The organism is Massilia sp. Masssp94 (genome assembly GCF_059491305.1).
In genome coordinates, this window is record NZ_CP168501.1 from 2,236,909 (window position 1) to 2,251,285 (window position 14,377).

Annotated in this window: 11 protein-coding genes; 2 read left to right on the forward strand and 9 right to left on the reverse strand. The window is 68.0% G+C overall.

Annotated elements, in window-relative coordinates; genetic code table 11:
- Nucleotides 1-59: 59 nt before the first annotated feature.
- Entirely contained in the window at nt 60-1,703 is a 1,644-nt protein-coding gene (locus ACEN9G_RS09820) for an acid phosphatase (RefSeq protein WP_483126612.1), read from the reverse strand.
- A 199-nt stretch (nt 1,704-1,902) separates the two neighbouring features.
- Here ACEN9G_RS09820 and ACEN9G_RS09825 point away from each other — a divergent pair, with 199 nt between their 5' ends.
- Entirely contained in the window at nt 1,903-3,285 is a 1,383-nt protein-coding gene (locus ACEN9G_RS09825) for a S41 family peptidase (protein ID WP_483126613.1), read from the forward strand.
- Nucleotides 3,286-3,396: 111 nt separating this feature from the next.
- Here the strand turns inward: ACEN9G_RS09825 and ACEN9G_RS09830 are convergent, their stop codons facing one another.
- Nucleotides 3,397-4,917, reverse strand: coding sequence for a CYTH and CHAD domain-containing protein (locus tag ACEN9G_RS09830; protein WP_483126614.1), 1,521 nt, complete (start codon nt 4,915-4,917; stop codon nt 3,397-3,399).
- A 213-nt stretch (nt 4,918-5,130) separates the two neighbouring features.
- On the opposite strand from ACEN9G_RS09830, the gene ACEN9G_RS09835 reads away from it, so the two are divergent.
- Entirely contained in the window at nt 5,131-5,307 is a 177-nt protein-coding gene (locus ACEN9G_RS09835) for a hypothetical protein (protein ID WP_413342877.1), read from the forward strand.
- A 9-nt stretch (nt 5,308-5,316) separates the two neighbouring features.
- On the opposite strand, the gene ACEN9G_RS09840 is transcribed toward ACEN9G_RS09835, so the two are convergent.
- From ACEN9G_RS09840 to ACEN9G_RS09870, 7 genes are all read right to left on the reverse strand, one after another.
- Nucleotides 5,317-6,255 carry a hydroxymethylglutaryl-CoA lyase gene (locus ACEN9G_RS09840; protein WP_413342879.1) on the reverse strand — a complete coding sequence of 313 codons (939 nt, stop codon included), beginning with the start codon at nt 6,253-6,255 and terminating at the stop codon, nt 5,317-5,319.
- Nucleotides 6,252-7,463 (reverse strand): CaiB/BaiF CoA transferase family protein, encoded by a 1,212-nt coding sequence (locus tag ACEN9G_RS09845; RefSeq protein WP_413342881.1) that lies wholly within the window; start codon nt 7,461-7,463, stop codon nt 6,252-6,254. The genes ACEN9G_RS09840 and ACEN9G_RS09845 overlap by 4 nt, the downstream gene beginning before the upstream one ends.
- Before the next feature lie 16 nt (nt 7,464-7,479).
- Nucleotides 7,480-8,811 carry an MFS transporter gene (locus ACEN9G_RS09850; protein ID WP_413342883.1) on the reverse strand — a complete coding sequence of 444 codons (1,332 nt, stop codon included), beginning with the start codon at nt 8,809-8,811 and terminating at the stop codon, nt 7,480-7,482.
- Between the two features lie 138 nt (nt 8,812-8,949).
- Complete coding sequence (locus ACEN9G_RS09855; RefSeq protein ID WP_056126732.1) at nt 8,950-9,846, reverse strand: LysR substrate-binding domain-containing protein; 897 nt, start codon at nt 9,844-9,846, stop codon at nt 8,950-8,952.
- A gap of 34 nt (nt 9,847-9,880) precedes the next feature.
- On the reverse strand, nt 9,881-10,654 hold the full coding sequence (locus ACEN9G_RS09860; RefSeq protein WP_413340877.1) for an enoyl-CoA hydratase: 774 nt from the start codon (nt 10,652-10,654) through the stop codon (nt 9,881-9,883).
- 78 nt (nt 10,655-10,732) lie between these two features.
- Nucleotides 10,733-11,929 (reverse strand): acetyl-CoA C-acyltransferase, encoded by a 1,197-nt coding sequence (locus ACEN9G_RS09865; protein ID WP_413340879.1) that lies wholly within the window; start codon nt 11,927-11,929, stop codon nt 10,733-10,735.
- 29 nt (nt 11,930-11,958) lie between these two features.
- Nucleotides 11,959-14,355 carry a 3-hydroxyacyl-CoA dehydrogenase/enoyl-CoA hydratase family protein gene (locus ACEN9G_RS09870; RefSeq protein WP_413340881.1) on the reverse strand — a complete coding sequence of 799 codons (2,397 nt, stop codon included), beginning with the start codon at nt 14,353-14,355 and terminating at the stop codon, nt 11,959-11,961.
- Nucleotides 14,356-14,377 lie beyond the last annotated feature (22 nt).

A 14,377-nucleotide genomic window follows, 5' to 3' on the forward strand; every position in this document is an offset into this window, starting at 1 on the left:
CCTCAACAAGTTGCTGCCGAGATCGTGCCAAAAAATGAGCTCTGACCCCGAATTGTCGATCAGCGGAAGCTCAGCGCCCCGGTCAGGTCGCCCGGCGGACGCGCCCCGCGCGCCGCGAACGCCGCGTTGCGTGCGGCCAGGCCTTCCAGCAGCGGCAGGCCGTGCAGGCGCGTGATGAAGCGCAGGATCGACGTCGTGTCGTAGAAGTTGTGGTCGACGGCGCCCTTCTTCGCGTACGGCGAGATGACGATCGCGGGGATGCGCGAACCCGGGCCCCAGCGGTCGCCCTGCGGCGGCGCCACGTGGTCCCACCAGCCGCCGTTCTCGTCGAAGGTAACGACGACGACCATGTCCTTCCACTGCGGCGACTTCTTGAGGTGCTCGATCACGTTGGCCACGTGGGCATCGCCGGACTCCACGTCCGAATAGCCCGCGTGCAGGTTCAGGTTCCCCTGCGGCTTGTAGAACGTAACGGCCGGCAGCCTGCCGGCAATGGCGTCGGCGATGAATTTGTTCGAGATCGGGCTGTCGCCCATGCCGCCGTCGCGCAGGTGCTCGGCGCGCGCCGCGGTGCCCGGTCCGAACTGCCTGAAATAGTTGAACGGCTGGTGGTGGAACTGGAAGTTCGGCCGCTCGCCTTCGCCGCGGCCGTCCAGCGCCGCCTGCCACGCACCCGCGTACCACGCCCAGCTGACGCCTTTCTCGGACAACAGGTCGCCGATCGTTCGATACGTTTGCGGCGGCAGCACGGCCGGGTCTTGCGGATCGGCCAGGTGCGCATCGCCGCCCGGTGCCGGGCGCACCCAGCTCGGCTGGAACGGCGGCGCCATCGTGTTGACCGCGTAGCCGTCCGGCGTGATGGCGCCGTTGTTGACGAACTTCGGCTTGCCCTCCAGCGCGGACTTGGGCGACTCCGGCGCGAGCGCGAGACGGACGCCCGTCGGGCCGTCTTCCAGCACTGCGATCTTCTTCGCGGCCGGCGTGGACGCCGCATCGAAGAATTCCGGTACCCGGCCGCTGACCAGGAACTGGTGGTTCAGGTAGGAGCCGCCGAACGCGCCCATGAAGAAATTGTCGCACAGCGTGAATTGGCGCGCGATCTGCCACAGGCCCAGGTTCTTCGACGTCTCGCCATAATGCCCCATCGTCAGCGCGCCGTTGTCGCCCCACGCGACGAAGCCGTCGTTCTTGCCGCCGTTGATCTGCATCTGGTTCTGGTAGAACAGATGCCACAGGTCGCGCGTGACGATCGCTTCCGGCAGCGGCTTGCCGGCGGCATCCGTCAGCCTGAACGGCGCGTTGGGAAGATGCTGGATGTCGTCTTCCCTGATCAGGTAATCCGTGCCGCCGATGTTCTGGCGCGCGGGCACCATGCCGCCCCAGATCTTCGGCAGTTCCGGCAGGACGCTGCCGTCGCGGTCCTTCTGCGGGACGGCGTTCGCCGCCGGCAGCGGTTGCGCGAGGCCGGGGAAGTCCGCGAACAGGTTGTTGAAGCTGCGGTTCTCCAGGTAGATCACGACGACGTTCTTGACGTGCGCCTTCAGCTTGGCGTCCAGCGAGCCCGCGACCGGCTTCACCGCCTTGGCCGGCTTCGCTTCTGCGGCCGGTGGCGCGATCGACGCCGACAGGCCCACGGCGGCCGCGGCCTGGAAGATGCGGCGGCGCGCGGGGCTGGCGGGGTGGTCGTCGTCGTGATCCTGCATGGCGTTCTCCTGGGGCGCAAAGCATCGATTATCTGTTCTTTTTGCCATCAGGAAAAGAAAAAAGCCCGTCAGTACGGGCAAAAACGACAGCGATCGCTTACAACTCCTTAACGCCGATTTACCCGCGCTCAGTTGCGCTTAACCGCGCTTAACATCCCGCCGGGCCAGAATCCGGGAACGAATCGACGAAAGGATCACCATGAAACGCACCGCGCTCGCCGTCCTCGGCGCCCTCTTCCTGGCCTGCGCGCCCCTCGCCCACGCCGACGACACGCCGGCCCCCACCGCGCGCCCGACGCTGAAACTGCCGCAGGCGCAGGTGGAACGGCTGCTGGAGGTCTACGCCCTGATCAAGCAGAACTATGTCGGCGAGGCCGACGACAACACGCTGTTCGACGGCGCCCTGTCCGGCATGCTGGCCGCGCTCGACGCGCACTCGCGCTACCTGGACAAGGACGCCATGCGCGACGTCGGGCGCGAGAACAGCGGCGAGTACGTCGGCATCGGCATCGAGGTCGAAGGCGACCGCAAGCAACTACGCGTGGTGTCCGCCACCGAAGGCTCGCCGGCCGAACGCGCGGGCGTCCGGCCAGGCGACGTGATCGTCTCGGTGGACGGCGCGCCCGTCGCCGCCATGGCGGGCGACGACGTCGCGCGGCGCATGCACGGCGCGCCAGGCACCGTGGTCGCCGTCGGCATCGCGCGCCGCAACAAGGTCGAGACCCTGCGCATCACGCGTGCCGACCTGCACAACGACACGGTGCGCGTGAAGATGGCGGCGCCGGGCCTCGCGTGGATCCGCATCTCGGAATTCGGCGGCGCCACGGCGGCCGACCTCGCGGCGGCCCTGAAAAAACTGGACAATCCGCGCGGCCTGATTCTCGACCTGCGCAACGATCCGGGTGGCCTGGTGTCGACGGGCGTCGCGGTCGCGGGCGCGTTCCTGCAGCCGGGCACCGTGCTGTTCTCGGCGCGCGGACGCGAACCGGGCGCCAACGCCACCGTCACCGTCGACGAGCGCTACTACCGCCAGCAAGGCCAGCCCGACGTGCTGGCCGGCCTGCCCGGGTGGACCCGCACCGTGCCGCTGACGGTGCTCGTGAACGGCGCGTCCGCGTCGGCCGCGGAACTGGTCACCGGTGCCCTGCAGGACCAGCACCGCGCCACCGTCATCGGCACGCGCACGTTCGGCAAGGGTTCGATCCAGTCCGTCATCGGGCTGGACGCGGACAGCGGCATCAAGTTCACCGTGGCGCGCTACTTCACGCCGAACGGCCATGAGATCCAGGCGCGCGGCGTCACGCCCGACATCGTCGTGACGCCCGCGGTGGCCGCCGACGACGACCTGTTGCTGCGCGAAGCCGACCTGGCAAAACACCTGCCCGCGACACAGCCGCTCGACACGATGGCGGAGGCGAAGCGCGAGCCGGTCGAGTCCACGCGCACGTTCGGCACGCGCGACGACAAGGCCCTGCAGACCGCGGTGGCCGTCCTCACGCCCGAAGACAAGCGTTCGTCCACGCTCGCGGCCCTGTTGCGCCGCTGGAGCGGTGCGCCGCTGGCGGCGAACGCCGCGCCGTAACGATCACGTCACAATCCCGCGTCAAAATACGCATCGCTCCCAGGGAAGAGAGCACATGGCGGCTCGGCCGCCCTACCGGCGCCGGCGGTCGGGAAACATACCGGCACCAATTCAGAAGCGTGCCCTTGCACGCAGGCTCTCCTTGACGTGCCGGCGCGCGCGCGGCATCGCATCCAGCGCGCGCGCGGCCAGCACGCCTTCGATGAAGCCGAGCAGCCCCGCCTCCTGCGGCACGCGGTCACGCAGCTGGGCAACCAGCTCGCGTGCCACGAACGCATCGTTGATCTCGCCCAGCTCGTCCTGCATGCCGCTCAAGAGATCGTGCCGTTTCGTCGCCTTGCGGTCGTGCGACAACGCGGAGAAGAACTCGCGCGCATAACGTTCCTTCTTGGCCGCGATGCGCACCTTGTGCAGGCACTCCGGCCGTTTCAGGTCATAGCCGCGGGCGCGCTTGCGCACGCGCGCGGCCGCGTGCTGCACGAGCTGCGGCGCGGCCTTCGCGATCTTCTGTTCGAGCGGATCGGCCGGCAGCGCAGTATGGTGCCAGCCCTTGCCCGCGATCCAGCCGCCCAGCGCGAGCATCAGGGTCGTGTAGCGCGGGCTGCCGACGGCCGAGCGCACGCGCGCCCGATGACGCTCCGCCTCCTCGCGCGCGGCCGCTTCCACGCGCGCCAGCGACGGCTTCTGGTCCTCGGTCAGCGGCAGGCCGGGCAGCACGGATTCGAGGAACACGTCCCAGTTGCGTGCGTCGCCCAGTTCGCCGGCGAACCAGTCGATATCGGCCGCCAGCGGTTCCGGCAGCGTCACGAGCCCGTCGACCATGTCCTGGGCCGCGCGCAGGCGGCGCAGGCCGACGCGCATCTGGTGCAGGCTCTCGACGTCCCCCGCCAGCACGCCCCGTTCGTTGGCCTGCATCTGCTGCAGGCAGTTCTGCAGGATGCCGCCCAGCGCCTCGCCCAGCGTGGCCTTGCGCTTGAGCGTCACGGGCGCGGCCTTGACGGCGTGCGCCTTGTCATCGGTCGCCAGCGCATAGCCGCGCTCGGCCTTGCTGATGTTCTCGATGCGCACGGGCGTCGCCTCGTGCACCCGCTGCGCCAGTTCGTACAGGCAGGCCGGATCGCCATCCTTCACTTCCAGCTCCAGCTCGCGCACGGCTGTCTTGCGCTCGCCGTGCTGCAGTTCGCCCACGTCCAGCGCGCACTCGACATGCGTGCCGTCCGGCAGGGCCAGCATCCACGTCGTGCGCTTCGTGCGGTTGACGAAGACCGGCTCGGGTGCAAGCTGCCGGCCGTCCAGGCTGTGCGCGAGGCCGGGCAACGCTTCGCGCAGCTGGCGGTCGAACAGGTCGTGGTCGGGCACCTCGGACGGAATCTCGGCTTCCAGCTCGGTTCTCCGGTGCAGGCCGGCCACGGCGCTGCCGCCGCCCTTCAGGGTCTGCACGTGACGCTCCCCGGCGCTGCGCACGCGCAGGGCGAAGCCATGCTTCCACAAGTCGAAGCCGCCGGTGTCGAAATAGCGGTCGACGTGTTCCTGGTCGCGCGGCTTCGACACGGCGTGCTCGCGCAGCACGGCCGATTTTTTCAGCCGCGCGGCACTGGTCGCATCCACGGCCAGTTTGATTTCACATTCCATCGGATTCTCCTGTCATCCATCCTCTTACTGTAGCGCATCGCCTTCAAGGCCGACACACGAATCGGCGCTCACGTACCCGCGTTGGATCAACCCTGCACGCAAGCGCGCGTGATGCAGAACAGCCCGGCGCCGGCCACGTACCGCTACCGTACGGAAGCTGTCCGGGCATTCATGCAGGCTGCATTTCCAAGGAGACAGATATGGCACGGTTCGGTGTCGAGGCGATCCGCTATTTCAGCCACGCGCGCGCTGCGCCACAAGACCGGACGGCAGGCGTATGTGCTGGCCGTGCGCGCGACGGAGCGGGCCTATCTCGACCTGCCCGTGTACGGCAGCGGGATCGTGGCCGGACACGGGCGCACGGAGATCGCGCGCTGCGAGATACGTTGACGGGTGTGCTCAGGCAGCCGGCCGTGGGTGCAGGTCCAGCCTGCGGCCGGCCTTGACGATCTGGCTGGGCACCTCGTGGCCGACGAGGTCCTGCAGGCGGACCGCGGCCTGCAGCAGCCGGGCCAGGTCGACGCCGGTGTCGTAGCCCATCAGTTCGAGCGCGTGCACGACCTCCTCCGTGCACACGTTGCCGGTGGCACCGGGCGCATATGGGCAGCCGCCGATGCCGCCGAGGGAGGCGTCGAAGCGGTCGGCGCCGGCATCGATCGCGGCCAGCACGTTCGCCAGGCCCATGCCGCGCGTGTTGTGGAAGTGCAGCGTGAGTTCGATGCCGGGCCAGCGCGCGCATACGGCTTCCGTCAGCGCGTGCACCTGGGTCGGATAGGCCATGCCGGTGGTGTCGCACAGCGTGATGCCGTGCGCGCCGAGTTCGCCGATGAAGCGGGCGCACCAGTCCAGCACGTCCTGCTGCGGCACGTCGCCTTCCATCGGGCAGCCGAAGCTGCACGACAGCGACACGTTGACGGCGACGCCGTGGCGCCGCGCCAGTGCCGCGACGTCGGCCAGTCCGGCGAAGGATTGTTCTCGCGTCATGCGCAGGTTGGACAGGTTGTGGCTTTCGCTGGCCGACATGACGAGGTTCATCTCACCCACGCCCGCCGCGACGGCACGCTCGGCCCCGCGCACGTTCGGCACGAGGGCGCTGTACACGACGCCCGGTGCGCGCGCGATGCCGGCGAACACGTCGCCCGCATCCGCCAGCACGGGCACGGCCTTCGGCGACACGAAGGAGCTGACTTCGAGCTTGGCGAGTCCCGCGCCCGACAGCAGGTCGGCCAGGGCGATCTTGTCGGATGTCGGCACGAAGCGGCACTCGGCCTGCAGGCCGTCGCGCAGCCCGACTTCCTGGATGTGGATGCGACGGCTGGCCCCGGTCCAGGCGCTCATGCCACCACCTTGCGCGCGCGCAGCGCCGCGATCTGGTCTTCGGTGAGGCCGATCTCGCGCAACACGGCATCCGTGTCCTCGCCCAGCCGCGGCGCGGCCGAGCGCACGCTGCCCGGCGTGCCCATCAGCTTCGGCACGATGCCCGGCACCTCGACCTCGTAGCCTTCTCTCGTCTGCTGCGTCAGGATCATGTCGCGGGCCCGGTAGTGCGGGTCTTCCGCGATGTCCTTCGCCGTGTAGACCTTGCCGGCCGGGACTTTCGCCGCGCCCAGCACATCCAGGACGTCCGTCACGGTCCGCTCCGCCGTCCACGCACCGATGGCCGCATCGATCTCGTCCACGCGCGCGACGCGGCCCGCATTGTTCGCGAGATCAGGCGCGTCGCCCAGGTCGGGCCGGCCGATCGCCTGCATCAGGCGTTTAAAAATGCTGTCGCCGTTGCCCGCGACGAGCACGTAGCCGTCGACGCAGCGGTAGGCATTCGACGGGGCGATGCCCGGCAACGCGCTGCCGGCGGCCTCGCGCACGGCGCCGAATGCGCTGTATTCGGGGATCAGGCTTTCCATCACGTTGAACACGGCTTCGTGCAGCGCGACGTCGATCACCTGTCCTTTGCCGCCGTTGACCTTGCGGTGGTACAGCGCGGTCAGCACGCCGATGGTGCCGTGCAGCGCGGCCAGCGTGTCGCCGATCGAGATGCCGCAGCGCACAGGCACACGGCCCGGCTCGCCGGTCAGGTGACGCAGGCCGCCCATCGCTTCGCCGATCGCGCCGAAGCCCGGCAGGTCGCGGTAGGGCCCCGTCTGGCCGTAGCCGGAAATGCGCAGCATGACGAGGCCCGGATTCAGTTCGGACAGGACGTCCCACCCCATGCCCCAGCTTTCCAGCGTGCCGGGACGGAAGTTCTCGACGAGCACGTCGGCCTCGGCAATCAGCTTGCGCGCGACGTCCTGCCCTTCTTCGCTTCTCAGGTCGAGGGCGAGCGAGCGCTTGTTGCGCGACTGGACCTGCCACCAGATGGAGGTGCCGTCCTTCATCATGCGCCAGTTGCGCAGCGGGTCGCCCGTGCCCGGCGCCTCGATCTTGATCACGTCGGCGCCGAAATCGCCCAGCGTCTTGCCGGCGAACGGGCCGGCGATCAATTGTCCCATCTCGATCACGCGCACGCCCTGCAGGGCGTTGGCGGACATCGTGCCTGAAGCCGTCATGCTCATCTTGTCCTCGTCAGTTTGCAGATTGTTCGCGCTGGCGCAGCCGTTCGGGCAGGCCGAACGCCAGCACACCGGCGCAGGCCACGCCCAGCGCCGCGATCACGTACAGGGCGGGCGTCGTGCTGCCGGTGACGTCCTTGATGCGTCCGACCATCACCGGGCTGACGATGCCGCCCAGCTGTCCCAGCGTATTGATCAGCGCGATACCGCCCGCCGCGCCGGCACCCGTCACCAGTTTCGGCGGCAGTGCCCAGAACGCGGGGATCGACGCTACCACACCCGCGCCCATCACGGCCAGTGCCGCGACCAGCAGGCCGGGCTGGTGGTCGAACAGGCCGGCGCCGCAAAAGCCCACCGCGCCCAGCAGCACGAGGCCGATCACGAACTTCGTGCGCTCGCCGCTGGCATCCGACAGCCGGCCCACGGCTACCATTGCGATCGCACCGCACAGGTAGGGCACCGCCGTGAGCAGGCCGATAGTCGTCGGGCTCGTGGTGCCGGCGCTGCGGATCATGTGCGGCGCCCAGAAGTTCAGGCCATAGGAGCTCACCTGGATCAGGAAGTAGACGAGGCCCAGCGTGAAAAATCCCGGCGTCTTGAGGGCGCCCAGCAGCGAGTGGCTGCCGATTCTCCGGTTCTGTTCGGCGATGCGCGCGGCCAGCAGCGCGCGTTCGTCGGGCGCGAGCCAGGACGCATCCTCGACGCGGTCCTTCAGCACGAGGAACACGATGGCGCCCAGCAGCACGCACGGCAGGCCGCCCACGAGGAACAGCCAGTGCCAGCCGGACATGCCCAGCACGCCGTCCAGGTGGGCCAGCACGAGGCCGGCGGCCGGCGCACCGACGAGGCCCGAGAATGCCGAAGCGAGGAACAGCATCGACGTGATGCGGCCGCGGTAGGCGGTCGGGAACCACAGCGTGAGGAAGTACAGCACGCCGGGCGCGAAGCCGGCCTCCATTGCGCCGATCAGGAAGCGCAGCACGTAGAACTGCCATTCGGTCTGCACCAGCGCCATCAGCGCGGTGGCGATGCCCCACGAGACCATGATGCGCGCGATCCAGCGCCGCGCGCCGACCTTGTACAGCATCATGTTGCTGGGGACTTCGAACAGGACGTAGCCGACCGAGAACAGGCCGGCACCGAGGCCGTACGCCGTGTCGGACAGCGACAGGCTGCTCTGCAGCGCGAACTTGGCGAAGCTGATGTTGATGCGGTCGAAAAAGGCGAACAGGTAGCAGACCATGATGAGGGGCATGATGCGCCATGCCACCTTCGCCACGATCCGCGCCATGTCCGGCACGGCGGCGTCGGACGCGCCGGCCGGGGCGGAAAGAATCTTGCTCATTGTTGTCTCCGGATGGATAGTCGTCGAATGAAGCACGCTCTTGGTGGCGTGATGATGCGATTCTGGCAGCACGCCTCCGGACGCGGAATGACCAAGGTGTGAACCCCGCTTTCGCGTTTCGCGAAAGCTCGCCAGGTGTCAGGCCCCGGCGCCCAGATGGTCCACCAGCAGGCGTGCGTGGCGCGGCAGGGTTTCCAGGTCGCGCACGCCGATCAGGAGCTGGCGCCGGGCCCACGCATCCGTCAGCGGGATCTGGCGCAGGTTCAGCGAGCGCACGAGCGCGCGCACGGCGTCGGCGGGCAGCACCGCGACGCCCAGGCCGGCCGCCACCATCTGGCACATCGCATCGAAGCTGCGCACCTGGATGCGCACGCGCAGGCGCCGGCCCATCGCTTCCGTCTCGGCCTGCAGGCGCTGCGCCAGCGACGTCCCCTGCGACAGGCTGACGACGTCGAAATCCGCCGCCTCCTCGAAGCCCAGGCTGCGCCGGCGCGCGAGCGCGTGGCCGGCCGGGACCACGAGCACGAGGCGGTCTTCGCGATACGGCATCAGGTGCAGGCCGAGGGCCGGCGTGCGGTCGGCGAAGATGCCGATGTCGGCGCGGCCTTCGAGCACGCCCAGCACGATCTCGTTGCTGTTGAGCTCAGCGAGCTCGATCCGGATCGCCGGATTGGCCCTGGCAAACGCGGCGATGTCGGCCGGCAGGAACTGCGTGATCGCGGAGGTGTTCGCCCACAGGCGCGCCACGCCGACGATGCCGCTGGCGTGGTCGTGCAGTTCGGCCGCCAGCAGGTTCACGTCGCCGAGGATGCGCTGCGCGTGCCGGGCCAGCGCCAGGCCGGCCGCGGTGGGCGTGATGCCGCGCGAATGGCGTTCGAACAGCGCGGCGCCGACGGCGGCCTCCAGGTCGGAGATGCGCTTGCTCGCCGCCCCGACGGCCAGGTTGGCGAGCAGCGCGCCCTTGCTGATGCTGCCGGAGCGGACGACGTGGCTGAACAGGGAAAGTGAAACGAGGTCGAGACGGTGCAGGTTCATGAAGGCATTGTGCACCGATCCCGGCCCGCGGTCATCAGTCGAACTTGCTGAAGTCCGGCTTGCGCTTCTCGAAGAACGCCGTGAAGGCTTCCTTCGCCTCGGCCCCGGTCAGCATCGCGCTGAACCGCTCGTTCTCGGCGGCGATGGTGTCCTTTACCAGCGCCGCACGCGAGCGCTTCATCAGGGCCTTGGTCGTGCGGATCGACGCCGCCGGCAATTTGACCAGCTTGGCAGCCTGCCCCTGCGCGAACGCGAGCAGCTCCGCGGCCGGCAACACGCGCGCCACGATGCCCATCTCGAACGCTTCCTGCGCGCCGAAGGCTTCGCCCAGCATCAGCTTTTCGGCAGCACGGGTGTAGCCCGCCGATTGCGCGACGAGCAGCGACGATGCGAACTCGGGGCACAGGCCCAGCTGCGAGAACGGCATCGAGAATTTCGCGTTATCGGCGCAGTAGACGAGGTCGCAGTGCATCAGCAGCGTGGTGCCGATGCCGACGGCGGCGCCGGCGACGGCCGCGACCACCGGCTTCGAGCAGCCTTCCAACGCGCGCATGAACTGGAATACGGGGCGCGATTCGGTCATCGCGCCTTCGCCCACGTTGTGCAGGAAATCTTCGAGGTCGTTACCGGCCGTGAAGATCTCGGGCTTGCCCGTGATGAGGATCGCGCGGATGGCGGGGTCGGTGTCGGCTGCGCGCAGCGCATCGGCCAGCAGGGTGTACATGGCGCCCGTGATGGCGTTCTTGCGTTCCGGGCGGTTGAATTCGAGGGTGAGGATGCCGTCGGCGGTGGTGGTCAGGATGTCCATTCGGTGTCTCGCTTGTTCGTATAAAAAAAGGGTGGGAACGGTTGTGCCGTACCCACCCTTCCGTTCACGTCGTGTGGATTACACGCGTTCGATGATGCCCGCCGCGCCCATGCCGGCGCCGACGCACATGGTGACCATGCCGTACTTCAGGTTGTTGCGGCGCAGGGCGTGGACGACGGTCGCGGCGCGGATCGCACCGGTCGCGCCCAGCGGGTGGCCGAGGGCGATCGCGCCGCCCATCGGGTTCACCTTGCTGGTGTCCAGGTTCAGGTCGCGGATGACGGCCAGTGCCTGTGCCGCGAAGGCTTCGTTCAGTTCGATCCAGTCCAGTTGGTCCTGGGTGATGCCGGCGGCGGCCAGCGCCGCCGGAATCGCGACCTTCGGACCGATGCCCATGATCTCCGGCGGCACGCCGCGCACGGCGAACGACGAGAACTTGGCCAGCGGGGTCAGGTTGTGTTCCTTCAGGATCTTCTCGCTGACGACGATCAGCGCGCCGGCGCCGTCCGACATCTGCGACGACGTCGCGGCCGTCACGCTGCCCTTGGCGGCGAAGACGGGCTTGAGCTTCGCCATGCCTTCCATGCTGGCGTCGGCGCGCGGGCCTTCATCCAGGTCGACGGTGCGGCGCTTGACCTTGATCTCGCCGGTCGCCAGGTCCGGCGTGCGGGTGACGATTTCCACCGGGGTGATCTCGTCCTTGAACAGGCCGGCCTGCTGGGCGGCGATGGCCTTGCGGTGCGATTCCAGGCCGAAGGCGTCCTGGTCTTCGCGGCTCACCTTCCACTGGGCGGCGACCTTCTCGGCCGTCAGGCCCATGCCGTACGCCAGGCCCACGTTCTCGTCCTTGAACGTCTCCATGTTGATCGACGGGTGGTGGCCCATCATCGGCACCATCGACATCGATTCGACGCCGCCGGCGATCATCACGTCGGCCTCGCCGACGCGGATGCGGTCCGCGGCCATGGCCAGGGCGGTGATGCCCGAGGCGCAGTAGCGGTTGACGGTCACGCCGCCGACGGTGTTCGGCAGGCCGGCCAGCACGACGGCGTTACGGGCCACGTTGAAGCCCTGCTCCGCTTCCGGGAACGAGCAGCCGACGATCGCGTCGATGATCAGTGCCGGGTCCAGGTTCGGCACGGCGGCCATCGCGCCGCGGATGGCGGCCACCAGCAGGTCGTCCGGACGGGTCTTGTTGAAGAAGCCGCGCGGCGCCTTGCCGATCGGGGTGCGGGTCGCTGCGACGATGTATGCGTCTTGAAGTTGTTTGCTCATGTCAGTAGTCCTTGTTGTCCGCGCCGCGATCAGTTACGCACCGGCTTACCGTTTTGCATCATGCCCATGATGCGTTCCTGGGTCTTCGGATTGTTCAGCAGCGAAACGAATGCCTTGCGCTCCATGTCGAGCAGCCACTGCTCGGACACGACGCTGCCCTGGTCGATGTCGCCACCGGAGACGATCTCCGCGATCGTGTCGCCCAGCTGGTAGTCGTACGCGGAGATGAAGCCGCCGTCGCGCATGTTGACCAGTTGGCCGCGGATCGTGCCCCAGCCGTAGCGCCCGGTGACGGTGACCGGGCGGCGCAGCGGTGCACGATAGCCGGCGTCGAACATCGAGCGCGCGGTGACCTTCGCCACGTGCAGCAGTTCGTACGGGTTGAAGACGATGACGTCGTCGTCCTTCAGGTAGCCCATTGCCTTCGCTTCCAGGGCCGATTTCGACACCTGCGCGGTAGCCGCGTTGGTGAAGCCGGTCTTCAGGAATTGCAGGATGTCGTTGCCCTTCGATTCATTGGCCGCGCGCACTGCCGCTTCCTTCAGGCCGCCGCCGGCCGGCACCAGGCCGACACCCACTTCCACGAGGCCGATGTACGACTCGATCGAGGCCACGCGCTTCGATGCGTGCAGCGCCATTTCGCAGCCGCCGCCCAGGGCGAGACCCGCCACCGCGGCCACGACCGGGATGTTCGAGTATTTCATCGCCATGAACGTGTCCTGCAGTTCCTTGACGATCGGGTCCATCGCTTTCGCGCCGCCCGCCATGAAGGCCGGCAGGGCCGATTGCAGGTCGGCGCCGGCCGAGAACGCGCCGCCGTCGGCCGCATCGGTATTCCAGATCACGATGCCCTTGAAGCCCTTCTCGGCTTCGGCCAGCGCGCGCTGGATGCCCTTGATGACGCCGTCGCCGATCACGTGCATCTTCGTCTTCAGCGAGATGACCAGCACTTCGTCGCCCGAGTGCCACAGGCGCACGGAATCGTCCTCGAACACGGTGGTGCCGGCGGTCTTCGGATCTTCGCCGCCCGCGCCCACGACCGGTGCGCGGAACTGCTGGCGCTCGTACACTGCCACGTCGGAGCGCGGCACGTACGCGTTCTTCGTGACCGAATAGGAACCTTCAGGCGTGTGCACGCCCTTCTCCGCGACCGGTGCGCTGAACACCCAGGCCGGCAGCGGTGCATCGGTCAGGGCCTTGCCCGCTTCGATGTCTTCCTTGACCCACTGGGCGATCGTGTTCCAGCCGGCGGCCTGCCACGTCTCGAACGGGCCGACGCTCCAGCCGAAGCCCCAGCGCATCGCGAAGTCGACGTCGCGCGCGTTGTCGGCGATCGAGTCCAGGTGGAAGGCGATGTAGTGGAAGGCGTCGCGGAAGATCGCCCACAGGAACTGCGCCTGCGGGTTGGTCGATTCGCGCATCGCCTTGAATTTCTTGACCGGGTCCTTCTCTTTCAGGATGCGTGCGACGATGTCGGCTGCCTTGGCGCCGCCCGGCACGTATTCGCCCGTCGCGGTATCCAGGCGCAGGATGTCCTTGCCGACCTTTTTATAGAAGCCGGCGCCCGTCTTCTGGCCCAGCGCGCCCTTTTCGATCAGCTTGGCCAGCACGTCCGGCGTCTTGTACACGCCGAAGAAAGGGTCGTCCTGCAGGTTGTCCTGCATCGTCTTGATGACGTGGCCCATCGTGTCCAGGCCGACGACGTCCGCCGTGCGGAACGTGCCCGACTTGGCGCGGCCCAGCTTGGCGCCGGTCAGGTCGTCGACGACGTCGACGGACAGACCGAACTTCTCGGCTTCGTGGATCGTGGCCAGCATGCCGAAGATGCCGACGCGGTTGGCGATGAAGTTCGGCGTGTCTTTCGCACGCACGACGCCCTTGCCCAGGACCGAGGTCAGGAAGGTCTCGAGCTGGTCGAGGATTGCCGGCTTCGTCGCGGCGGTCGGGATCAGTTCGACCAGGTGCATGTAGCGCGGCGGGTTGAAGAAGTGCACGCCGCAGAAGCGCGACTTCAGCTCGGCGTCGAAGCCTTCGGCCAGCTTCTCGATCGACAGGCCCGACGTGTTCGACGCGAAGATGGCGTTGGCGCCGATGTGCGGTGCGACCTTCTTGTACAGGTCGTGCTTCCAGTCCATGCGCTCGGCGATGGCTTCGATGATCAGGTCGCAGCCGGCCAGCACGTCGAGGTTGTCCTCGTAGTTGGCGACTTCGATCAGTGCGGCATCTTCCTTGTTGCCCAGCGGCGCCGGCGACAGTTTTTTCAGGTTCTCGATGGCCTTCAGGACGATGCCGTTTTTCGCTCCCTCTTTTGCAGGCAGGTCGAACAGCACGACCGGGACCTTGGCGTTGACGCAGTGCGCAGCGATCTGCGCGCCCATCACGCCGGCGCCCAGCACGGCGACTTTCTTGACGATGAAATTAGTCATCTCTCGTAATCCTTAGTTAAGT

What these genes read in the sequence shown, in the direction of transcription:
- ACEN9G_RS09855 (WP_056126732.1), bottom strand. Translation starts at nt 9,846, where the DNA reads ATGAACCTGCACCGTCTCGACCTCGTTTCACTTTCCCTGTTCAGCCAC.
- ACEN9G_RS09825 (WP_483126613.1), top strand. Translation starts at nt 1,903, where the DNA reads ATGAAACGCACCGCGCTCGCCGTCCTCGGCGCCCTCTTCCTGGCCTGC.
- ACEN9G_RS09845 (WP_413342881.1), bottom strand. Translation starts at nt 7,463, where the DNA reads ATGACGGCTTCAGGCACGATGTCCGCCAACGCCCTGCAGGGCGTGCGC.
- ACEN9G_RS09840 (WP_413342879.1), bottom strand. Translation starts at nt 6,255, where the DNA reads ATGAGCGCCTGGACCGGGGCCAGCCGTCGCATCCACATCCAGGAAGTC.
- ACEN9G_RS09860 (WP_413340877.1), bottom strand. Translation starts at nt 10,654, where the DNA reads ATGGACATCCTGACCACCACCGCCGACGGCATCCTCACCCTCGAATTC.
- ACEN9G_RS09850 (WP_413342883.1), bottom strand. Translation starts at nt 8,811, where the DNA reads ATGAGCAAGATTCTTTCCGCCCCGGCCGGCGCGTCCGACGCCGCCGTG.
- ACEN9G_RS09830 (WP_483126614.1), bottom strand. Translation starts at nt 4,917, where the DNA reads ATGGAATGTGAAATCAAACTGGCCGTGGATGCGACCAGTGCCGCGCGG.
- ACEN9G_RS09865 (WP_413340879.1), bottom strand. Translation starts at nt 11,929, where the DNA reads ATGAGCAAACAACTTCAAGACGCATACATCGTCGCAGCGACCCGCACC.
- ACEN9G_RS09820 (WP_483126612.1), bottom strand. Translation starts at nt 1,703, where the DNA reads ATGCAGGATCACGACGACGACCACCCCGCCAGCCCCGCGCGCCGCCGC.
- ACEN9G_RS09870 (WP_413340881.1), bottom strand. Translation starts at nt 14,355, where the DNA reads ATGACTAATTTCATCGTCAAGAAAGTCGCCGTGCTGGGCGCCGGCGTG.